Genomic DNA, 20,099 nt, shown 5'->3' with positions numbered 1-20,099 from the left:
TGTCAGGGCTTTGGAATCAGAGCTTTGGTATGTGTTTCCAATATCCGGCAGAAGCATATACGCTTCTGCAACTAAAGAAGAAAATTATGAGTACGAAAAAGATAGCGCAATGCTTTGTTTCGTGCTTGATGTTAAGAATGGAGAAAAATAGATGAATAATAACGTTAAGTTCAGCGTTAAAGATCTGAACCTCTATTACGGAAAGTTCCATGCCCTAAAAGGGATAGATATGGACATTCCGGCAAATGAGGTTACAGCATTTATCGGACCATCAGGTTGTGGTAAATCAACATTTCTCAAGTCGCTCAACAGAATGAATGATCTGGTAGAGGGATGCAAGATAACAGGTGATGTAAGACTTGATGGCGAGGATATATACAGTGGCATGGACATCAACCTTCTCAGAAAGAGAGTTGGGATGGTGTTCCAGCAGCCAAATCCATTTCCGATGAGTGTATACGACAATATAGCATATGGACCGAGAACTCATGGTATCAGAAACCATACAAAGCTTGATGAGATAGTTGAAAAGTCACTCAAACAGGCAGCGATATGGGATGAGCTTAAGGACAGACTGAAGAAATCAGCCCTTGGACTTTCTGGTGGCCAGCAACAGAGACTTTGTATAGCGAGGGCGCTGGCGGTGGAGCCTGACGTACTTCTCATGGATGAGCCGACATCGGCACTTGATCCTATATCGACATCCAAGATAGAGGATCTGGTCCTTGAACTGAAGGAGAATTACACCATCATAATGGTTACTCACAATATGCAGCAGGCTACCAGAGTTGCCGACAATACTGCATTCTTCCTCTTAGGAGAGGTTGTCGAGTATGCGGAGACAGAGAAGATGTTCAGCAAGCCGTCGGATAAGCGTACAGAGGATTACATAACTGGTAGATTTGGTTAAAGGAGATTGAGACAAGATGAGAGACAAATATGAGATGCAGCTTAGAAAGCTCCATGCAGAGATGATAGAGATGGGAACTATGATCGAGCAGGCGATAGAGACAGCAATTAAGGCTCTCGTAGCTCAGGACACAGAGCTTGCAAAGAAAGCAATCGAGGCGGATGACGCCATAGACCATCAGGAGAGAGAGATTGAGAATCTGTGCCTCAAATTGTTCCTTACCCAGCAGCCAGTTGCGGGTGATATGAGAAATATATCAGCTGCACTTAAGATGATCACGGATATGGAGAGGATAGGAGACCACGCTTCGGACATATCTGAGCTCACACTCTGCATGGCAGGGACTCCGTATATCAAGAAGCTTGAGCATGTCCAGCAGATGGCAAAGGAGACGATCGTCATGCTGGTGTCAAGCATAGAGGCGTATGTGAATGCTGACGAGAAGAAGGCAAAAAGTGTAATTGCACACGACGATATAGTTGATGATCTTTTCGATACGATCAAGAATGAATTGATCGCTATGATACACGATAATCCTGATGATGGGGAGCAGGCATGTGACCTTCTTATGGTTGCAAAATATCTTGAGAGAATAGGAGATCATGCGACTAATATATCAGAATGGGTGCTCTTCTCCATAACGGGAGAACATGTAGACTGATGATTGAGTCATGGACGAAAAGAGGTGATTTCTATGAAGTGGGTATGTACAAAAGTAAATGAAATGTCACATAGAACTGGTATAGGCAATATAAAGCTTTTCATAGCGATCAGTATGGTGGTATGCGGATTTGCAGGATGTGTTGCAGCATTGTTGCTCCACATGATTCCTGAGCTGGGAACGGTTTCCGTTGCTAAGCTGATATTTATATGCGGCGGTTATGGTATGTTCCTGGTTGGAATGATTGGAAGTGCTGTATATCTGCTCATAAATGAGCCTCTTGGAAGCAAATAAACAGATGAAAACAGAAAAAAGGTCTATGTGATACCACAAAACTGTGCCAAATATTTTGCAGGATTTTACATAGATTTTAAATTTACACAGATTTTACATACACATATCTCACATTTTACATGTCCCTTTTACAATGGATTCTGGTAAAAACAGACGCTGTAAAAGGGATGTTGTGTATACAAGTCCTTATACAGGAGTACTCCGCCGGAGAGAAGTGCGGAAATGTTATAAGGAGACAAGAAATATGGATATTTTTAATGTGTTATCCCTTTTGGGCGGACTCGCCATGTTCCTTTATGGAATGAATGTAATGGGAGACGGGCTTGCCAAAACGGCGGGCGGTAAGCTGGAGAAGATACTGGAGAAGCTCACCTCGACACCTATAAGAGGAGTTCTGCTGGGCGCTGCGGTGACAGGCGTTATTCAGTCGTCATCAGCGACAACGGTCATGGTGGTCGGACTTGTCAATTCCGGTATCATGAAACTTAGACAGGCTGTGGGCATCATCATGGGTGCAAATATAGGAACCACAGTAACATCATGGATACTTAGTCTTACAGGAATACAGAGCGACAATATATTTATTAATATGTTGAAACCCTCATCTTTTTCACCTATACTCGCAGTAATAGGTATAATATTCCTCATGTTTACAAAGTCGGAGAAGAAGCATGATATCGGTGCTATACTCCTTGGATTTACGGTGCTCATGTTTGGTATGGAGATGATGAGCGGAGCAGTGGAGCCACTCAAGGAGGTGCCGGAGTTTACAAGCATACTCACAATGTTCTCCAATCCGTTTCTGGGAATGCTTGTCGGAATGCTCGTAACAGCCGTGATCCAGAGTTCATCGGCATCTGTCGGTATACTTCAGGCATTATGTGCGACCGGAGCGGTGTCATTTAGTACAGCTATTCCTATAATCATGGGACAGAATATAGGAACATGTGTGACGGCGCTCATATCATGTATAGGGACCAAGAAAAATGCCAAGAGAGCGGCATTTGTACATCTATATTTTAATATCATTGGTACGTTCGTGTTCATGGTCGTGTTCTATACCGTAAATTCATTTGTCCATTTCCAGTTCCTGAATGATTCGGCAAATGCTGCTGGCATAGCGGTGGTACACAGTGTATTCAATATAGCAGCAACACTTCTTCTTCTGCCATTTTCGGGAGGACTTGAGAAGCTTGCCACACTCACAGTCAGAGATAAGGAAGAGACAGAGAACAATACACCGGCCGAGCTGGAGATGCTCAAGCGTCTGGATGTCAGGTTCCTTGAGAAACCTGCATTTGCGGTTGGACACTGCATAGAGGTAGTGAAATATATGGCTCAGCTTTCTAAGAATAGTATTGATATGGCACTGTCCCTGGTGGATAATTATGATGAGACGGTCAGAGATAAGGTTGAAGATCTTGAGGGGATCATAGATACCTACGAGGATGAGGTTGGATCATACATGGTAAAACTCAGTAGCAAGGAACTTTCCCACGAGGACAGCCAGAAGGTATCGATCGGACTCCACGTTATAGGTGATCTTGAGAGAATGTCTGATCATGCCATAACCATAGCTGATATATGTAGGAAGATGAACGAGACCGGGGCAGTGTTCTCGGAAAAGGCGAAGGCAGAGCTGAGCGTGTATAAGGATGCGGTACAAAACATTGTTGAGATGACGGTTGATGCCTATGAAAAGGAAGATCTTCAGGAGGCTTCACATGTGGAACCGCTCGAGGAGGCAATCAATGAACTCAACAGTGCAGTCAAGAAACAGCACATCAAGAGGCTTCAGAAGGGCAAGTGTACTATAGAGCTTGGAATATCCCTGGAGAACCTTATCAACAACTACGAGAGAGTTGCGGATCATTGTTCAAATGTGGCGGTCGCTATGCTTCAGCTTAAGTCAGACAACTTCGATACGCACGAGTATCTCGACAATATGAAGAAGGATTCCAACATAGATTTCCAGAGCATGTACACATATTACAGGGAAATGTATAAATTGAAATAAAAATAATAGATGGCAATAGACGATCGTTCCGTAGCGTAGCCGCGGGGAAGGAGAATGGAAAATGGCGGTACACATTTATATAGTAGAAGATGATAAGAATATAAGAGAGATAGAGATGTTCGCACTCAAGAACAGTGGGTATGCGGTGGAGGAGTTTGAAAATGCTAAATCATTCTTTTCCAAAACTGCCGAGAAGGTTCCTGATCTAGTGCTTCTTGACATAATGCTCCCGGATATGGATGGACTGGAGATAGTGAAGAAGCTCAGAAGCAGACCCGACACTGTCAGGATCCCGATTATTCTCGTGACGGCTAAGACCACTGAACTTGACAAGGTTAAGGGACTTGATATAGGTGCGGATGATTATCTCACAAAGCCTTTTGGCGTTATGGAGCTTATCTCAAGGGTAAAGGCACTTTTGAGACGAAGCAGGGCGCTGCAGGATGATAAACAGCTTGTCATCGGGGATATTACACTGGATTCAGAGCGGCGGGAGGTTCATGTTGGAGGAGAACTCTGTGAGCTTACATTCAAGGAATTTGAGCTTCTGAAGCTTCTGATGGTGAACGCGGGAATTGTGCTTCACAGGGATACTATCATGTCGGACGTGTGGGGAACGGATTACGAGGGTGAGTCTAGAACCCTTGACATGCATATCAAAACGCTTAGACAGAAGCTGGGTGAAGCTGGCAACATGATAAAGACTGTGAGAAATGTCGGATATAAGATGGAGTAGGCTGATATGGGAAAAAACAGTGACACCAGACTTAAAAAGGTTATTAATCTTGAATTTATCACATTGACTCTTGTGGCGATTGCAGTGACCATGGTTTTGTCCACCTTCATATTTTATGAGGTATACAAGGCAGAGATCATAAGAGATTTGAAGGGATATGCGGAAGTTCTTAAGAATACTGGAGATTTCGATGGGGATGATACCAGTGTGTACGCCAGCGTGGATACAGATGATCTTAGACTGACGCTTGTGGCACCGGATGGAAGCGTTATATATGATAATCAGGCAGATGAGACCTCGATGCAGAATCACTTTGACAGGCCGGAGATAGCGGAGGCGTTTGAGAAAGGTGACGGACAGGTTATAAGAAAGTCAGCGACACTCAACAAGAGTACGTACTATTATGCCATATTGTTGAAGTCGGGAAGGGTACTCAGGATAGCGAGGGAATCCAACAATGTCATCAGCATGTTTCTTGCGGCTATGCCGGTCATGCTTCTGGTGATGGCGCTTCTGGTTGTAGTTACTATCATTGTCACACACTACCTTACAAGAAATATATTAAAACCAATCGAACAGATGGCGAACCGATTGGATGACGACACGCATATAGTGGCATATAGGGAGATGCGGCCGTTTATCGACATGATACAGAAACAGCATGCTGATATCGTAAAGAGCTCTCAGATGAGGCAGGAGTTTACGGCAAATGTGTCGCATGAGCTGAAGACACCGCTCACGTCCATATCAGGTTACTCAGAACTCATAGAGACGGGCATGGCAACCGAGGCAGATGTGCATCATTTTGCAACAGAGATACACAAGAATTCTAATCGACTGCTGACGCTTATCAATGACATAATAAGACTGTCCGAGCTGGACGTGTCAGAGGATACGCCGGCCATGGAGAAGGTGGATCTGGCAGTCATAGCCAGAACAGCCACGGACATGCTGGCGATAAATGCCGAGAAGAACAATGTGACTTTAAGTTACAGCGGCAGCCATGAATATATATATGCCAACAAGATGATGATGGAGGAGCTGGTGTACAACCTCACCGACAATGCCATCAGGTACAATAATAAGAATGGAAGTGTGGATGTGTCCGTGAATTCCGATGGGGACAAAGTCACACTGAGAGTTAAGGATACAGGAATAGGTATTCCTGCTGAACATCAGGAGAGAATATTCGAGAGATTTTACAGAGTAGATAAGAGTCGTTCAAAGTCAACCGGTGGAACCGGTCTTGGACTTGCCATAGTAAAGCACATAGTTGCGCGCAACAATGCACACCTGGATATGGTGAGCGAGCCAGGCAGGGGAACAGACATATCGGTTACGTTTGATAAGTACAGGGGAGATGGAGAATGATACAGGCGAAATCACGGAATGTTGTTATTCACTGATGTCAAAAAGTATAATAAATGCTACAATGATAGCAACAATAAAAAGGAGCCTGGTGGAAGTGTTTTAGCCAGACTCCTTAGTATATTGGTATTCACACACACCGATTTTAAATTCGAAAATATGTGAAATGTTCTGAATTTAATAATATAATACAGTATGTTACGAAAAAAATCAAGTGGCAATTATGCAAAGCCTACAACATGAATTGTACACAATCAACAAAAAACAGCTCTGAGAGTCATTTGAGTTATATATATTATCAAAATGATCCGGGGACAAGCCGTGTATGGTGAGCGGGACAGACGGAAAAGCTGTTAACAAATCCTTGAATATTGAATTTTATAGTATTACTATATGGTCTTGAATAAGGAGAGTGATAGTATGTCAGCAAACGAATATTTAAAAGCACAGAAACTTGGCGAGAAGAGATACCAGGCAGCCGTAGCAAAAAATGAATATCCATATCTTCCGGTTCTGGATGAGATAATATCACCATCAGATACAGTTGGTGAGGTCAATCTTGGACTCCAGACGATATCACTTGACAGAGTGGTAGGTACTGCGACTGCGGCAAGAACGACGGCGTTTGCAAGTAATTTTATGCCTATTTTGGATTATCACACAGAATTTGGAATGAAATGGGCAGCCCTGTGTGAGTCACATATAGAGGAAGGTATTCATGATCCTATAAAGGTGTATGAATACATGAACAAGTTTTATGTAGTAGAGGGAAACAAGAGAGTGAGTGTGCTCAAGTACTTTGGAGCGGATTCTGTACCAGCCATGGTGACGAGAAAGATTCCTAGAAAGACCGACTCTCTTGAAAATAAGATATATTTTGAATTTATAGATTTTCATAAGCAGACAGGGATCAATTATGTCTATTTCTCACAGCTTGGCGGGTATGATAAGCTGAGGGAATGTATAGGCATCACAAAGGATTCCAATTTTACAGAGGATGAAAGGCTTGATTTCAACTCGGCGCATCTTGCATTTGAGAAGGCATATCTGGCAAAGAAGGGCAGTGAAGATCTGACGATCACTGTCGATGATGCCATGCTTGTATTTCTCAATGTTTATGGTTACGAGAGCTTGAAACAGATGTCAGCAGCTCAGGTAAAGGATAGTGTTGACAAGATATGGAACGAGATTATCCTGGTAAACACTAAAAAAGACCAGACTGTTCTGCCTAAGCTTGATCCTGTTGAACCTAAGAAATCAATCCTAGATATGGTTATCAGACCATCAGGTCCATCCAATCTGAAGGTGGCATTTGTATATGACAAAACTCCGGCTAACTCGGTATGGACATACAGCCATGAACTGGGTAGAATGGATATGGAAAATAAGCTTGGTGATTCTGTGGACAGCAGAACTTTCTGCAATGTGGATACACAGACAAAGCTTGTGGAGTGCCTGAACAGACTGGTCGATGAGAAGTATGATGTCATATTTACTACAGGTCCGGAGATGCTGCCTGAAGCACTTAAAGTAGCAGTACTCCATCCTGAAATAAAGATACTCAATTGTTCACTGAGTCTTGCAAACAGCCATGTCAGAACATATTATGCCAGAATGTACGAGGTTAAGTTCCTGACAGGAATGATCGCAGGAAGTCTGTGCGCAGATGGACAGATAGGCTATGTGGCTGATTATCCGATATTTGGAACTACAGCGAATATCAATGCATTTGCCATAGGTGCCAGAATGGTTAATCCGAGAGCGAAGATATATCTGCAGTGGACAAAAGTCAAGGGCGCGGATCCACAGAAATTTTTCGAGAAAAATGGAATAACATATATTTCAGATAGAGATATGATCATGCCAGATGATGCATCACGTAATTTTGGATTGTATCATTATGATCAGAATGGAGAAGTTGTGAATTTAGCCATGCCTTTTTATAACTGGGGAGCGTTCTACGAGAGAATCCTCAGGTCGATATTGGAAGGCAATTGGAAACAGGAAGAGAAGAATGAAACAGCCAATGCAGTCAGCTATTGGTGGGGAATGTCAGCAGGGATTGTTGATGTTATATGTTCAAAGCATCTTCCGTCAGGAACGAAGAAGCTTATATCCATGATGAGTGAGCTTATAAGAGAGGGGGCTGTCACTCCGTTTAGTGGCAAGCTTACATCTCAGAATGGTATTGTCAGGAATGAGGATGATGGAGCGATGCTTCATGAGGATATACTCAAGATGGATTGGCTGGCAGAGAATGTAGTCGGAATGCTGCCGGGTGATGATGATCTGGTTGATGATGCTAAGAATGTTGTGGCTCTTCAGGGTGTAGATACACCAGAGAGCCTGGAGCTAAAGTCGGTTCCAGATGTAAAGTAGGGTTTTATAGCGCAGGGGTAAAATTACGTGAAGATATTATTGTTGGCGGATGAAGAGTCGAAGTATTTATATGATTTTTTTGATAAGAGTAAGCTTGAGGGGATAGACCTGATAATTTCGTGTGGCGATCTGTCACCGAATTATCTGTCGTTCCTTGCAACGTTTAGCAGGGTGCCTATATTGTATGTGCATGGCAATCACGATGTATGTTACAAGGATACTCCTCCTGGAGGTTGCACCTGCATAGATGGGAAATTATATGAATACAAGGGCATTCGGATTTTGGGACTTGGCGGATCCATGGAGTATAAATATGGCGGTGCTGATCATCAGTACTCAGAACGCGCTATGAGAAAAAGAATAAGAAAACTGGAACCAAAGATAATGTGGAAAAAAGGTTTTGATATTCTGGTAACTCATTCCCCTGCATACAGGATAAATGATTCGGATGATATTCCACACACAGGCTTCAAATGCTTTAGGATGCTTATGGAAAAGTATAAGCCGCAGTACTTTGTACATGGTCATGTCCATATCAATTATGGCAGAGATTTTGTGCGGGAGTCCAAGTATCAGGACACGACCATCATCAATGCCTATGAGAGATATATCATAGAGATATAGGATATATAGTAATAGAAATACAACAAAATTAGATAAAAATAAAAATTTTGCAGAAAAGACAGTAATAAATCAATTTTATTGCTGTCTTTCTTGCGAAAATGGAGTTTTTTTGTTAAACTGTGTGAAGTTGATAAATTTGCATATATAAATAATCAGGAAGGGAGACATGAGGTTTGGAGAAGAATAGCGAGGAATATAACAGAATACTTGGTGAGCTTGCGGGTTATTGCAATGAATCCGGCAAGATAGACCAGAACCTCTATGTCAACTATGACGTAAAGAGAGGACTCAGAGATTCTACAGGAAAGGGAGTCCTTACAGGTCTGACAGAGATATCAGATGTCATAGGTTATGATGTTGTGGATGGCGAGAGAGTACCGACCGATGGACGCTTGTATTACCAGGGATATAATGTGGAGGATCTTGAGAGAGGCTTCCATGGAAGCAAGTTCGGATTTGAGGAGACTATTTACCTGCTCTTATTCGGTAAACTGCCAAATGAACAGCAGTTTAAAAGATTTGTAGAGCTGATGGAATGCTATAGAGAGCTTCCTAGAAAGTTTACAAGAGATGTGATACTCAAGGCGCCTAGTAAGAACATGATGAATGTTCTTCAGCGATGTGTACTCACGTTGTACTCATACGATGACAATCCGGACGACATAAAGATAGAGAATGTACTTCGCCAGTGCATGGAACTTATAGCGCAGTTCCCAATCATAGCTGCATACGGTTATCAGGGCTATAAGCACTATTTCCATGACATGAGTCTTGTAATACACAATCCAAAGCCGGGGCTTTCTACTGCGGAAAACTTTCTCAGACTTATAAGAACAGACAAGAAGTATACTGAGCTTGAGGCTCAGGTTCTTGATATATGTCTCGTTATACACGCGGAGCACGGCGGTGGAAATAATTCGACATTTACGACACACGTTGTATCATCCACAGGTACAGACACATATTCGGCTGTAGCCAGTTCGCTTGGTTCATTAAAGGGACCAAAGCACGGTGGTGCTAACCTGAAGGTCCAGCAGATGTTCGATGACCTCAAGGCGCATGTGAAGAACTGGGAAGATGAAGCTGAGCTTGAAGAGTACCTCACAGGACTTCTCGACAAGAAGGGATTCGATCATTCCGGACTTATTTATGGAATGGGACATGCGGTGTATACGAACTCTGATCCGCGTGCCAGAATACTCAAGGGATATGCCGAGAGACTTGCAAAGGAAAAGGGAAGAACAAAGGAATTTGAGCTGTACAGATCAGTTGAACAGATATCAGGAAGACTGCTGGCTGCCAGAAGACGAAGTGGCAAACCTATATCTGCCAATGTAGATTTTTACAGTGGATTTGTGTACAGTATGCTTGGGATACCTATCGAGCTGTTCACACCTATATTTGCAATTGCACGTATAGCGGGATGGTCGGCACACAGGATCGAGGAGCTTGTAAATGCTGGTAAGATCATCAGACCTGCATACAAGTACGTAGGGACACACAGAGAGTATCTTCCTATGGAGGACAGATAGGAATAAGGGCTGAATAAAGAATAAAAGATAAAGATAGAAAAAGCAGAAAGACGTACAGCGCTTCAATCGTCGATTGACAGGTTGGGGCGCTGTGTGTATTTAAGGAGATGACAATATATAATGAAGGATAAGAGGAGTGCAAAGACAGAGGAAAAGACAAATGTCATGCGTATACTCGACAGCAAGAAGATAAAGTATAACCACTACTGTTACGTTGAGACGGGCGAGACTAATGGAGAGAAGGTTGCTGCCATACTCGGACAGGATCCTGCATATGTGTACAAGACGCTTGTGACGGTCGCAAAGTCAGGGGCAAATTATGTATTTGTAATTCCGGTGAAAGAAGAACTTGATCTCAAGAAGGCAGCGAAAGCCGTTGGGGAGAAGTCGATAGATATGTTAAAGTCGAAGGATCTTCTTCCGCTTACAGGCTATATACATGGCGGCTGTTCACCAATTGGTATGAAGAAGTTCTTCAGAACCACGATAGATGCAAGTGCACAGAAGCTTGATAAGATGTATGTGAGCGCGGGCAAGGTTGGGTATCAGATAGAGATAGCGCCGAAGGATCTTGAGAAGGTAATTCGTCTAGAGTATTCGGATGTGACAGTGTAATATAAAAATGAAGTTACATAAACGCGGGTATACATGACAACAGAAATATTACTGTTGTCATGTATACCCGCGTTTGCATTTTGTATATTGTGTTAAGCATATGATCTAAAAATAAGCCTGCTCAGTTCCTTTTGGATATTAATGGCCTGCTACTCCTGCTACTTCTGCCATCTTCCCGCAGCGCCGCAAGGAAGAACAAGACCAGTCTCGGTCACGGGAAGTCCGATCTCATCGGAGATCACATGTCCGCCGAATTTGCTCTTAACCTCTGTGGATATCATATATGTGAGTACTGCAGGTGCAAGACCTGTTGTATATGAATTCACAAGGAAGAAAAGCGGTTTGTCGCAGAGCAGCTGGCTGCAGAGCTTTATGAATGGGTGTATCTTCTCCTCGATCTTCCATATCTCACCCTTTGGTCCTCTGCCGTATGAAGGAGGATCCATGATAATCGCATCGTATTTGTTGCCTCGGCGGATCTCTCTCTCGACAAACTTTACACAGTCATCTACTATCCATCTGATAGGCGCGTCGGCGAGACCTGATGATGCGGCGTTCTCTTTTGCCCAGGTTACCATACCCTTAGAGGCATCGACATGTGTGACAGTGGCTCCCGCCTTTGCTGCGGCACATGTTGCACCGCCTGTGTATGCGAAAAGGTTGAGAACCTTTATATCTTTCTTTGGAGAGTTCTTTATCAGCTCACTGAACCAGTCCCAGTTTGCCGCCTGCTCAGGGAAGAGACCGGTGTGCTTGAAACTGAATGGCTTCAGGTTGAATGTGAGCTCTTTGTAATTTATGGTCCACTGCTTTGGCAGACTGAAGAATTCCCATTCTCCGCCCCCCTTGTTGCTTCTGTGATAGTGACCGTTGAGTTTATTCCATGACGGATTTTTCTTAGGAGTGCTCCACAGAACCTGCGGATCCGGCCTGAGCAGGGTATATTTGCCCCAGCGCTCCAGCTTTTCTCCATCCGAACAATCTATAACTTCATAATCCTTCCATCCATCAGCTATCCACATATGTGTAATCCTTTCTATACTATGTTTCAATTAAAGTATCTGCAAAAGCATTGATTAAAGTATTCGATAAAAGTATTTGACGCAAATGCCATTTTACATAATTGGCAAAATAACTTCAAAAAATGTATCTTATAGATTATACTGATATATTAGAATAGCGTCAAGGTGCTTTTGCCCTTCTACAGTATGATGCGGCATGATATACTCGGCTGTGAACAGATTTCGAGTGGCAGCGGATATTATGATCGAGAAAAGAGCAACTGAAGAAAAGAACGACTGAAGAAAGTGAAGAGACAGATAAAGTGGTGGAAAAGATGAATGACGAGACAAAAGAAGTTATAAAAGAAGTTATAAAACAAATAAATGAGCTGGCGCCGTATAAGATAGTTTTAAGCGGAGGACGCGGTGAGTATAGGAAAGTTGTTTTGGAACGTAAGATTATCAAGGGACAGCGGTGCTATCAGATAGAGAGGTATACAGACAAGCAGGTGTTCCATGAGAATTCAGGGGAAAATGACCTGGTTGATTCACTGATACATCTTGGAGTGGAGTTATACAGACAGATAAATGTATTTGCGGCTGGTGAAGAGTGGGACATAAAGGTGTCGAAAAAAGGTAAGTTGTCGGTAAACAAAAGAAAGACGGAAACAAAGACAATAACGATATCAGGGAATAACCGTAAGAAGAAATATATACTTGAAGAGGGGATGGACATACCGGTATTCACGCATCTTGGAATATTTACAAAGGATGGCAAGGTGGTTCATTCGATGTATGACAAATTCAAACAGATCAACAGATTTGCTGAGATCGTAGATGATGTGATGAAATCTTACAATAAACCTTCCATTAATATAGTAGACTTCGGATGCGGCAAATCGTATCTTACATTTATCGTGTACTATTATCTGCATGAGATCAAAGGTCTGGATGTCCGCATAACTGGTTTGGATCTGAAAGAACAGGTGATAAAAGACTGCAATGATCTTGCTGAGAAATTTGGATATACGGGATTGAAATTTGAACTTGGGGATATACATGGATACAAATCCGACATGGATGTGGATATGGTCATGACTCTCCATGCATGTGATGTTGCAACTGATTATGCACTATACAATGCGATATGCTGGGATGCACAGTATATATTGTCGGTGCCTTGCTGCCAGCATGAGCTGAACAAGCAGATCCATACTGATGATCTGGCAGCTCTTACCAGATATGGGATCATCAAGGAGAGGTTTGCTGCGCTGGCAACAGACTCAATACGAGGCCTGATGCTGGAGGCGTGCGGATACAAGACAGACATAATGGAGTTTATAGATATAGCACACTCACCTAAGAATCTGCTCATAAGGGCGGTGAAGAAAAATGTGTCCCAGGATAAGAGGAACAGGGCTGTGGCGGATGCTGAAGCTCTTTGCCGCGAATTTGGGGTAAGACAGACATTGATGGACATGCTCAAAGAGGATGGCAGAGTGTGATTAAAGCACAGGATCAGTGTGCGTCAGAAGATACGCGCCTGCACATGATAGTTTCAAGGAGGAAGATATGAGAGCAGCACTATATATTGACTGCGGAAGTATCAAAGCGGAAGATATTCCATATATATATGAAGAAATACGAAAAACAGATGACCTGGTCATAAGTAAGATGTTCGGTGTTGAGATGAAAGATATCGCTGAAATAGCTGAAAGACTGCGAATACAGAACAACATGCATTGCGGAGATGATCAGACATCGGCTTTGGTCGCCCTTGCGGTGGAAGTGATGGCTGATGCCGTAGGTGAAGATGTACAGAAGATATATATAGCCACGGGGGATCTTGCTGTTTTGCCGCTGCTGGATAAGCTGAAGCTTATGAGGACCAATGTGGTAGTCATAGGTCCGTGCGGAGCAGACAGGGTACTGATAGATAATTCGGAGAAATACACGTATCTGGAGATCATAAATGGCGGTGAGTGCACGGCTGAAATCCCATCTGCCGATGAGATCGCGGGACGGATTTATTCGGTTTCTTCTTATTATAATGGTATGGGTGAGGATGTGAAACTGGAACAGGTGTACAAGAGCCTTATCCGAAGATATCCGGATTTTGATGTCAGAAACTACGGCTACACGCATTTGTCCACATTTGTGAAGAAGAATGTGTCCGGTGTACAGGTTGTAAATGACGACTGTGGAGGCTCATATATAAAGATCGTGGACGACAGAAAGAATATAGATGACTTCGCCTATGAATATGTAGCTGGCAGGGGATATACAATAGAAGATATGGCGGAACTGATAGATGCGCTGCGTGAGAAATTTCCGGGGTTTGCCATGGAGAATTATGGTTACCACACGGACTATGGTTTTATATTGAGCTTTTCAAGATTCCAGATATGGGAGAACAAGGGCATAAAGATGAAGAAGAGCTTTAAACTCAGTTCAAGATCTGATGAGGAGACAGAAGAGTCCTAAAAGACAGAATGTTAAATGCCAAAGCCCGGATGTCGATATGATCTCCTCTAAAGACAGAACTTTAAAATAATAATTAAAAAAACCATAAAAAAATTAAAAAAACCTCTTGATTTAAAGAAATCCCTAGTATATAATCAGATTTGCTGTGACATGATAGCTATGAAGCGGAGGTTGCTGCGTACATATCGCAGGTTTTTCGTGGAGCGAATGTCAATTTACAAAACTGGCGACAAGTCACTGTACAATTTAACCGTCTGCCAAAAGGCAGAAACGACGTGTAAGTTCCGGTCTTTGACATAGGACACACACGGGAGAGTGTACAGTCACCACTTGTTGTACTAAGATTAAGTGCGAAAAGGAGGCGGCTTTTTTTATGGCAAATCAGATTATGAGAATTACACTTAAGGCTTATGACCACAAACTTATCGACAAGGCAGCAGCACAGATTGTTGATACAGTTAAGAAGACTGGTGCTAAGGTGAGCGGACCAGTTCCAATGCCTACTAAGATTGAAAAGATCACAATCTTAAGAGCAGTTCATAAGTACAAGGACTCAAGAGAGCAGTTTGAGCAGAGAACTCATAAGAGACTTATCGATGTAGTTGCACCAACTCAGAAGACAATTGATGCATTACAGAAGATCGATCTGTCAGCTGGTGTATTCATCGATGTTAAGATGAAGTAATTTAACGATTACAGGATATCAGCAATTAAACAAGTAACCCAATTAGATGCGGACTAATTTAAAAATAAATCGCAACAACAATTAAATAACAGTACCTAATGCATCTTCGGGTGTAATTTAGTATGATTGCAAAAGCAATCCGCTGTGAATTAAATTAGGAGGAAACAGAAATGAAGAAGGCTATATTAGCTAAGAAAGTCGGAATGACACAGATCTTCGACGAGAACGGTGTATTAACACCAGTTACAGTATTACAGGCTGGTCCATGTGTTGTAACCCAGATCAAAACAGTTGAGAATGACGGTTACGATGCAATTCAGGTAGGATTCGGCGAGAAGAAAGAAAGAGTAACAACAAAGGACGTATCAGGAAAGAAAGTTATCAGAAATCCACATGGTGCTGGTAAGGCAGAGGTTGGTCATGCTAAGAAGGCAGGAACAACTCCAAAGACTTTCTACAGAGAGTTCAGACTTGAGAACACTGCTGAGTACGAGCTTGGCGCAGAGATCAAGGCAGATGTATTTGCTGCTGGCGACAAGATTGATGTTACTGCTAAGTCAAAGGGTAAGGGATACGCAGGCGGTCTTAAGAGACACGGCCTTAAGTCAGGTCCTTCAGGACATGGTTCAAAGTATCACAGACATGCAGGTTCAAACGGTTCTGCAACTACTCCAGGTAGAGTATTCAAGGGCAAGAAGATGCCTGGACATATGGGAAATGTAAGAGTTACAATCCAGAACCTTGAGGTAGTTAAAATAGATGTTGAGAACAATGTAATTTTGGTTAAGGGCGCTGTTCCAGGACCAAAGAAGTCATTGGTTATGATTAAAGATACAGTAAAGTCTGGTAAGTAGGGCTTTGGAAAGGAGAGACAACAATGGCATCAGTTAAGGTTTATGACATCGAAGGCAATGAAGTTGAGACATTAGAACTCAATGACGCAGTGTTCGGTGTAGAGATAAATGAGCATATAATGCATAAGGCTGTAGTTGGTCAGTTAGCCAACAGTCGTCAGGGAACACAGAGCGCTAAGACACGTTCAGAAGTTTCTGGTGGTGGAAGAAAGCCTTGGAGACAGAAGGGAACTGGTCATGCTAGACAGGGTTCAACAAGATCTCCACAGTGGACAGGCGGCGGAGTTGTATTCGCACCAAAGCCAAGAGATTATTCAGTTAAGATGAATAAGAAAGAGAAGCAGCTTGCTATGAAGTCAGCACTTTCATCAAAGGTAGCTGAGAATAAGCTTGTAGTAGTAGATAAGCTTGAGCTCCAGGAGGCTAAGACAAGCGTATTTGCAAAGATCCTTGCAAAGCTTTCAGCTCCTAAGGCTCTCGTAGTAACAAAGGATAAGAACAATAACGTTGTTCTTTCAGCAAACAACATTCCAACAGTTAAGACAACAGTTGCTAATTCACTTAGCGTATATGACATTCTCAAGTATGAGAAGCTTGTTCTTACAAAGGAAGCTGTTGCAGCAATTGAGGAGGTGTACGCATAATGGCAGATATTAAATATTATGACGTTATACTTAAGCCAGTGATCACAGAGAAGAGCATGAATGCTATGGCAGAGAAGAAATACACATTTCTTGTTCATCCAGAAGCAAACAAGTCACAGGTTAAGGAAGCTGTAGAGAAGATGTTCGAGGGAACAAAGGTTGCTAAGGTTAACACAATGAACAATGACGGTAAGGTCAAGAGACGTGGAATGACACTTGGTAACACAGCAAAGTATAAGAAGGCTATCGTTCAGCTTACAGCTGACAGCAAGGATATCGAGATCTTCGAGGGACTTTAAGATCTGATATAAGATATAGCCGTGGGTGGCTGAACATTATAGCTGCTCATCAAAAAGATGTATACGCAATCAAAGCGTGAGAATAAATTGAACCGAAAGGAGAACAACAATGGGAATTAAGACATATAACCCATATACACCTTCCAGAAGAAATATGACTGGCCTTGATTTCTCAGAGATCACAAAGACTGCTCCAGAGAAGTCACTTGTTGTTTCAACAAGCAAGACAGCAGGTCGTAATAATCAGGGAAAGATAACAGTAAGACATCACGGCGGTGGTGCTAAGAGAAAGTACAGAATCATAGATTTCAAGAGAAATGACAAAGATGGTATTCCAGCAACAGTAGCAGCAATCGAGTACGATCCAAACAGATCAGCAAACATTGCACTTCTGTTCTATGCAGATGGTGAGAAGAGATACATCCTTGCTCCATTCAAGCTTGCAGTTGGCGACGTTCTTATGAACGGTGCTGAAGCTGATATCAAGGTTGGTAACTGCCTCCCACTTCAGAATATTCCAGTTGGTACTCAGGTACACAACATTGAGCTTTACCCAGGTAAGGGCGGACAGCTTGTTCGTTCAGCAGGTAACGCAGCACAGCTTATGGCTAAGGAAGGCAAGTATGCAACACTCAGACTTCCTTCAGGCGAGATGAGAATGGTTCCAATTATCTGTAGAGCAACAGTTGGACAGGTAGGAAACATCGAGCATGGCCTTGTTAACATTGGTAAAGCCGGACGTAAGCGTCACATGGGCATCAGACCAACAGTTCGTGGTTCAGTCATGAACCCTAATGACCATCCACATGGTGGTGGAGAAGGTAGAGCACCAATCGGTCGTCCAGGTCCTTCTACTCCATGGGGTAAGCCAGCAATGGGTCTCAAGACAAGAAAGAAGAACAAGCAGTCTAATAAGATGATCGTAAGACGTAGAGACGGTAAGAATGTTAAATAGTTAAGGAGGAAGAAATATGGCTCGTTCATTAAAAAAAGGACCATTCGCAGACGCACATCTGCTTAAGAAGGTAGATGCATTAAACGCTGCTAACAAGACAGAAGTTATAAAGACCTGGTCAAGACGTTCAACAATCTTCCCATCATTCGTTGGCCACACATTTGCCGTTCATGATGGAAGAAAGCACGTACCAGTATATGTAACAGAAGATATGGTAGGACATAAGCTCGGCGAGTTCGTAGTTACCAGAACATACAGAGGTCACGGTAAGGACGAAAAGAAGGGTAAGAGATAATATTAGGAATATTTGAAAGGAGGACTTTTCAAAATGGCTAAAGGACATAGATCCCATGACAAGAGACTCAGAAATGAGAACAAAGATACTAGACCATCAGCTAAGGTTTCATACGCAAGAGTATCAGTAACTAAGGCATGTTTTGTACTTGATGCTATCAGAGGTAAGGATGTTCAGACAGCACTTGCTATCGTAGAATACAACCCAAGATATGGCTCAAGTGTTATAGAGAAGCTTTTGAAGTCAGCAATCGCAAATGCCGAGAACAACAACGGCATGAAGAAGGAGGACCTTTATGTAGCAGAGTGCTACGCTAACAAGGGACCTACAATGAAGAGAGTTCATCCAAGAGCACAGGGTAGAGCATATAGAATTGAGAAGAGAACAAGCCACATCACAATCGTGCTTGACGAGAAATAGGAGGTAAAGTATGGGACAGAAAGTTAATCCTCATGGTTTAAGAGTCGGCATTATCAAAGATTGGGATTCAAACTGGTATGCTGACAAGAGAAATGACGAGTTTGCTAAGAATTTAGCAGAGGATCAGATCCTTAGAAAGTATTTAAAGACAACTCTTTACAAGTCAAACATCTCAAAGATCGAGATCGAGAGATCAGCTAAAAATGTAAAGATCGTATTATACACAGCTAAGCCTGGTGTAGTAATCGGAAAGGGCGGAGCCGGAATCGAGAAGATCAAGGCAGATGCTCAGAAGTTAACAGATAAGAAGCTCTTCATCGACGTTAAGGAGATTAAGAGACCAGATGCAGATGCACAGCTTGTTGCTGAGAACATTGCAGCTCAGCTTGAGAACCGTATCGCATTTAGAAAGGCTATGAAGTCTTGCATGGGTAGAACAATGAAGTCAGGCGCACAGGGTATCAAGTGTGCATGTTCAGGTCGCCTTGGCGGTGCTGATATGGCTAGAACAGAGTTCTACAGCGAGGGAACAATTCCTCTTCAGACACTCCGTGCTGATATAGACTACGGATTTGCTGAAGCAGATACAACATATGGTAAGGTTGGCGTAAAGACATGGATCTACCATGGTGAAGTACTTCCAACAAAGACAGTAAAAAAGGAAGGGGGAAATAAATAATGTTAATGCCAAAGAGAGTAAAGCGTCGTAAGCAGTTCAGAGGAACTATGGCTGGTAAGGCACTTAGAGGCAATAAGATTACAAACGGTGAGTATGGTCTCGTTGCTATGGAGCCAGCTTGGATCAAGTCAAATCAGATCGAGGCAGCCAGAATTGCAATGACAAGATATATGAAGCGTAGTGGTAAGGTATTTATCAAGATTTTCCCTGACAAGCCAGTTACAGCAAAGCCAGCTGAGACACGAATGGGTTCAGGAAAGGGTGCACTTGAGTACTGGGTAGCAGTAGTTAAGCCAGGCAGAGTAATGTTTGAGGTTCAGGGAGTACCTGAGGATGTAGCTAAAGAGGCTCTCAGACTTGCAATGCACAAGCTTCCACTTAAGTGTAAGATCGCATCAAAGGAAGAGTTAGAGGAGGTAGCAGGCAGTGAAAACTAAGGATTTTATGAACGAATTGAATAGCAAGTCCGTTGACGATCTCCAGAAAGATTTAGTAGCTGCAAAGAAGGAATTATTCAACCTGAGATTCCAGAATGCTACAAATCAGCTTGACAATACAAGCAGAATCAAGGACGTTAGAAAGAATATAGCAAGAATACAGACAGTTATAGCCCAGAAGGCTAATGCTTAATTATCTTGGAAGGAGGA

Annotated in this window: 24 protein-coding genes; 23 read left to right on the top strand and 1 reads right to left on the bottom strand. The window is 42.7% G+C overall.

All coding sequences use genetic code 11. The features are described from left to right. Positions 1 to 10: 10 nt before the first annotated feature. From NQ536_RS10590 to ybaK, 11 genes are all read left to right on the top strand, one after another. On the top strand, positions 11 to 151 hold the full coding sequence (locus NQ536_RS10590; RefSeq protein WP_004850074.1) for a hypothetical protein: 141 nt from the start codon (positions 11 to 13) through the stop codon (positions 149 to 151). After that, entirely contained in the window at positions 152 to 910 is a 759-nt protein-coding gene (gene pstB, locus NQ536_RS10585) for a phosphate ABC transporter ATP-binding protein PstB (protein WP_004850076.1), read from the top strand. A gap of 16 nt (positions 911 to 926) precedes the next feature. Then, a complete protein-coding gene (phoU, locus tag NQ536_RS10580; RefSeq protein ID WP_004850078.1) occupies positions 927 to 1,571 on the top strand; it encodes a phosphate signaling complex protein PhoU in 645 nt (214 codons plus the stop codon). 33 nt (positions 1,572 to 1,604) lie between these two features. After that, the gene (locus NQ536_RS10575) at positions 1,605 to 1,865 is read left to right on the top strand and encodes a hypothetical protein (RefSeq protein ID WP_004850081.1); all 261 of its coding nucleotides are present in this window, start codon (positions 1,605 to 1,607) and stop codon (positions 1,863 to 1,865) included. A gap of 244 nt (positions 1,866 to 2,109) precedes the next feature. Next, the gene (locus tag NQ536_RS10570; RefSeq protein ID WP_004850086.1) at positions 2,110 to 3,882 is read left to right on the top strand and encodes a Na/Pi cotransporter family protein; all 1,773 of its coding nucleotides are present in this window, start codon (positions 2,110 to 2,112) and stop codon (positions 3,880 to 3,882) included. A gap of 61 nt (positions 3,883 to 3,943) precedes the next feature. Continuing rightward, a complete protein-coding gene (locus tag NQ536_RS10565; protein WP_004850087.1) occupies positions 3,944 to 4,618 on the top strand; it encodes a response regulator transcription factor in 675 nt (224 codons plus the stop codon). A 6-nt stretch (positions 4,619 to 4,624) separates the two neighbouring features. Continuing rightward, entirely contained in the window at positions 4,625 to 5,989 is a 1,365-nt protein-coding gene (locus NQ536_RS10560) for a sensor histidine kinase (RefSeq protein ID WP_004850088.1), read from the top strand. Between the two features lie 417 nt (positions 5,990 to 6,406). After that, positions 6,407 to 8,365, top strand: coding sequence for a BMP family ABC transporter substrate-binding protein (locus NQ536_RS10555; protein WP_022058722.1), 1,959 nt, complete (start codon positions 6,407 to 6,409; stop codon positions 8,363 to 8,365). Between the two features lie 27 nt (positions 8,366 to 8,392). Continuing rightward, on the top strand, positions 8,393 to 8,989 hold the full coding sequence (locus NQ536_RS10550) for a metallophosphoesterase family protein (RefSeq protein ID WP_004850095.1): 597 nt from the start codon (positions 8,393 to 8,395) through the stop codon (positions 8,987 to 8,989). A 173-nt stretch (positions 8,990 to 9,162) separates the two neighbouring features. Further along, the gene (locus NQ536_RS10545; protein WP_004850097.1) at positions 9,163 to 10,521 is read left to right on the top strand and encodes a citrate/2-methylcitrate synthase; all 1,359 of its coding nucleotides are present in this window, start codon (positions 9,163 to 9,165) and stop codon (positions 10,519 to 10,521) included. Positions 10,522 to 10,641: 120 nt separating this feature from the next. Further along, on the top strand, positions 10,642 to 11,136 hold the full coding sequence (gene ybaK, locus NQ536_RS10540; RefSeq protein WP_004850100.1) for a Cys-tRNA(Pro) deacylase: 495 nt from the start codon (positions 10,642 to 10,644) through the stop codon (positions 11,134 to 11,136). 158 nt (positions 11,137 to 11,294) lie between these two features. Here the strand turns inward: ybaK and NQ536_RS10535 are convergent, their stop codons facing one another. Continuing rightward, the gene (locus NQ536_RS10535; protein WP_004850101.1) at positions 11,295 to 12,158 is read right to left on the bottom strand and encodes a class I SAM-dependent methyltransferase; all 864 of its coding nucleotides are present in this window, start codon (positions 12,156 to 12,158) and stop codon (positions 11,295 to 11,297) included. Positions 12,159 to 12,472: 314 nt separating this feature from the next. On the opposite strand from NQ536_RS10535, the gene NQ536_RS10530 reads away from it, so the two are divergent. From NQ536_RS10530 to rpmC, 12 genes are all read left to right on the top strand, one after another. Further along, complete coding sequence (locus tag NQ536_RS10530) at positions 12,473 to 13,642, top strand: class I SAM-dependent methyltransferase (RefSeq protein WP_004850104.1); 1,170 nt, start codon at positions 12,473 to 12,475, stop codon at positions 13,640 to 13,642. A 67-nt stretch (positions 13,643 to 13,709) separates the two neighbouring features. Beyond that, positions 13,710 to 14,621 carry an OST-HTH/LOTUS domain-containing protein gene (locus tag NQ536_RS10525; protein WP_044997836.1) on the top strand — a complete coding sequence of 304 codons (912 nt, stop codon included), beginning with the start codon at positions 13,710 to 13,712 and terminating at the stop codon, positions 14,619 to 14,621. A 373-nt stretch (positions 14,622 to 14,994) separates the two neighbouring features. After that, a complete protein-coding gene (gene rpsJ / locus NQ536_RS10520; protein ID WP_004850108.1) occupies positions 14,995 to 15,306 on the top strand; it encodes a 30S ribosomal protein S10 in 312 nt (103 codons plus the stop codon). Between the two features lie 170 nt (positions 15,307 to 15,476). After that, on the top strand, positions 15,477 to 16,160 hold the full coding sequence (gene rplC, locus NQ536_RS10515) for a 50S ribosomal protein L3 (protein ID WP_004850110.1): 684 nt from the start codon (positions 15,477 to 15,479) through the stop codon (positions 16,158 to 16,160). A 23-nt stretch (positions 16,161 to 16,183) separates the two neighbouring features. Then, entirely contained in the window at positions 16,184 to 16,804 is a 621-nt protein-coding gene (gene rplD, locus NQ536_RS10510; protein ID WP_004850112.1) for a 50S ribosomal protein L4, read from the top strand. Further along, complete coding sequence (gene rplW, locus NQ536_RS10505) at positions 16,804 to 17,103, top strand: 50S ribosomal protein L23 (RefSeq protein WP_004850114.1); 300 nt, start codon at positions 16,804 to 16,806, stop codon at positions 17,101 to 17,103. The genes rplD and rplW overlap by 1 nt, the downstream gene beginning before the upstream one ends. A gap of 109 nt (positions 17,104 to 17,212) precedes the next feature. Then, on the top strand, positions 17,213 to 18,058 hold the full coding sequence (gene rplB, locus NQ536_RS10500) for a 50S ribosomal protein L2 (RefSeq protein WP_044997837.1): 846 nt from the start codon (positions 17,213 to 17,215) through the stop codon (positions 18,056 to 18,058). Between the two features lie 16 nt (positions 18,059 to 18,074). Continuing rightward, positions 18,075 to 18,353, top strand: a complete 279-nt coding sequence (gene rpsS, locus NQ536_RS10495; protein ID WP_004850118.1) for a 30S ribosomal protein S19 — start codon at positions 18,075 to 18,077, stop codon at positions 18,351 to 18,353. 33 nt (positions 18,354 to 18,386) lie between these two features. After that, a complete protein-coding gene (rplV, locus tag NQ536_RS10490; RefSeq protein WP_004850120.1) occupies positions 18,387 to 18,773 on the top strand; it encodes a 50S ribosomal protein L22 in 387 nt (128 codons plus the stop codon). A gap of 10 nt (positions 18,774 to 18,783) precedes the next feature. After that, the gene (gene rpsC / locus NQ536_RS10485; protein ID WP_004850122.1) at positions 18,784 to 19,452 is read left to right on the top strand and encodes a 30S ribosomal protein S3; all 669 of its coding nucleotides are present in this window, start codon (positions 18,784 to 18,786) and stop codon (positions 19,450 to 19,452) included. Further along, positions 19,452 to 19,889: a 50S ribosomal protein L16 gene (gene rplP / locus NQ536_RS10480; protein ID WP_004850124.1), complete on the top strand. Its 438-nt coding sequence runs from the start codon at positions 19,452 to 19,454 to the stop codon at positions 19,887 to 19,889. Before rpsC ends, rplP begins: the two co-directional genes overlap by 1 nt. Further along, complete coding sequence (gene rpmC / locus NQ536_RS10475; RefSeq protein ID WP_004850126.1) at positions 19,879 to 20,082, top strand: 50S ribosomal protein L29; 204 nt, start codon at positions 19,879 to 19,881, stop codon at positions 20,080 to 20,082. Before rplP ends, rpmC begins: the two co-directional genes overlap by 11 nt. Positions 20,083 to 20,099: the final 17 nt, after the last annotated feature.

The sequence above is a fragment of the Coprococcus eutactus genome (assembly GCF_025149915.1).
GTDB classification, from domain to species: Bacteria; Bacillota; Clostridia; order Lachnospirales; family Lachnospiraceae; genus Coprococcus; species Coprococcus eutactus.
This window is presented reverse-complemented; position numbering and strand designations above follow the sequence as displayed.

Excerpts from the sequence above, each read along its gene's own strand:
- NQ536_RS10560 (WP_004850088.1), top strand. The coding sequence starts at position 4,625 with ATGGGAAAAAACAGTGACACCAGACTTAAAAAGGTTATTAATCTTGAA.
- NQ536_RS10565 (WP_004850087.1), top strand. The coding sequence starts at position 3,944 with ATGGCGGTACACATTTATATAGTAGAAGATGATAAGAATATAAGAGAG.
- phoU (WP_004850078.1), top strand. The coding sequence starts at position 927 with ATGAGAGACAAATATGAGATGCAGCTTAGAAAGCTCCATGCAGAGATG.
- rplW (WP_004850114.1), top strand. The coding sequence starts at position 16,804 with ATGGCAGATATTAAATATTATGACGTTATACTTAAGCCAGTGATCACA.
- rplB (WP_044997837.1), top strand. The coding sequence starts at position 17,213 with ATGGGAATTAAGACATATAACCCATATACACCTTCCAGAAGAAATATG.
- pstB (WP_004850076.1), top strand. The coding sequence starts at position 152 with ATGAATAATAACGTTAAGTTCAGCGTTAAAGATCTGAACCTCTATTAC.
- rpsC (WP_004850122.1), top strand. The coding sequence starts at position 18,784 with ATGGGACAGAAAGTTAATCCTCATGGTTTAAGAGTCGGCATTATCAAA.
- rplV (WP_004850120.1), top strand. The coding sequence starts at position 18,387 with ATGGCTAAAGGACATAGATCCCATGACAAGAGACTCAGAAATGAGAAC.
- ybaK (WP_004850100.1), top strand. The coding sequence starts at position 10,642 with ATGAAGGATAAGAGGAGTGCAAAGACAGAGGAAAAGACAAATGTCATG.
- NQ536_RS10570 (WP_004850086.1), top strand. The coding sequence starts at position 2,110 with ATGGATATTTTTAATGTGTTATCCCTTTTGGGCGGACTCGCCATGTTC.
- rpsJ (WP_004850108.1), top strand. The coding sequence starts at position 14,995 with ATGGCAAATCAGATTATGAGAATTACACTTAAGGCTTATGACCACAAA.
- rplD (WP_004850112.1), top strand. The coding sequence starts at position 16,184 with ATGGCATCAGTTAAGGTTTATGACATCGAAGGCAATGAAGTTGAGACA.
- NQ536_RS10575 (WP_004850081.1), top strand. The coding sequence starts at position 1,605 with ATGAAGTGGGTATGTACAAAAGTAAATGAAATGTCACATAGAACTGGT.
- rpsS (WP_004850118.1), top strand. The coding sequence starts at position 18,075 with ATGGCTCGTTCATTAAAAAAAGGACCATTCGCAGACGCACATCTGCTT.
- NQ536_RS10555 (WP_022058722.1), top strand. The coding sequence starts at position 6,407 with ATGTCAGCAAACGAATATTTAAAAGCACAGAAACTTGGCGAGAAGAGA.
- rplC (WP_004850110.1), top strand. The coding sequence starts at position 15,477 with ATGAAGAAGGCTATATTAGCTAAGAAAGTCGGAATGACACAGATCTTC.
- rplP (WP_004850124.1), top strand. The coding sequence starts at position 19,452 with ATGTTAATGCCAAAGAGAGTAAAGCGTCGTAAGCAGTTCAGAGGAACT.
- NQ536_RS10530 (WP_004850104.1), top strand. The coding sequence starts at position 12,473 with ATGAATGACGAGACAAAAGAAGTTATAAAAGAAGTTATAAAACAAATA.
- NQ536_RS10525 (WP_044997836.1), top strand. The coding sequence starts at position 13,710 with ATGAGAGCAGCACTATATATTGACTGCGGAAGTATCAAAGCGGAAGAT.
- NQ536_RS10535 (WP_004850101.1), bottom strand. The coding sequence starts at position 12,158 with ATGTGGATAGCTGATGGATGGAAGGATTATGAAGTTATAGATTGTTCG.